Consider the following 509-nt stretch of genomic DNA (forward strand, 5'->3'; position numbering starts at 1 on the left):
AACTCAAACCACTGAGATAAGCGATCACCAAATTGGGCACCGCCACCAGCGATGTATGCCGCACACAATGAATAGAACAAAAATAGCATCGCAAAACTGGCAACCCACTTACCCTTTTGACCAAGGATTTGTTTCGCCAAGGTATGAAGTGTCGCACTACTTTCAGCATATTGGTGAAGTTCAAGCATCAGTAGCGCAGTAAAGGCCATTAACGCCCACAAACTCAACATGATGACCAGTGATGTAGTAAAACCAATGCCAGCGGAGGCAAGAGGAAGAGCTAGCATACCAGCCCCAATTGTAGTACCAGCAATAATTAGGGTACTACCAAACACTTTAGAACGACTCATTGTATATTTATCTTTACATCTTATTGGAAGATATCAGCATCAGATCGGGCAACGGCGCACCAAAACTGACACCATATTTGTAATAAGCACGATATTGTAGGATCTTTGAGAGAAGATCAAGCAAAGTGTAAGGATAAAAAACCACAACCGTAAAATTAT

At 42.0% G+C, this 509-nt stretch carries 1 protein-coding gene; it reads right to left on the reverse strand.

The window, feature by feature from the left end; genetic code table 11:
* Positions 1 to 350, reverse strand: a 350-nt coding sequence (locus R7044_RS28290) for an aromatic amino acid transport family protein (protein ID WP_318141760.1), incomplete at its 3' end; no start/stop codon positions are given.
* Positions 351 to 509: the final 159 nt, after the last annotated feature.

The sequence above is a fragment of the Vibrio sp. 1402 genome (genome assembly GCF_033340275.1).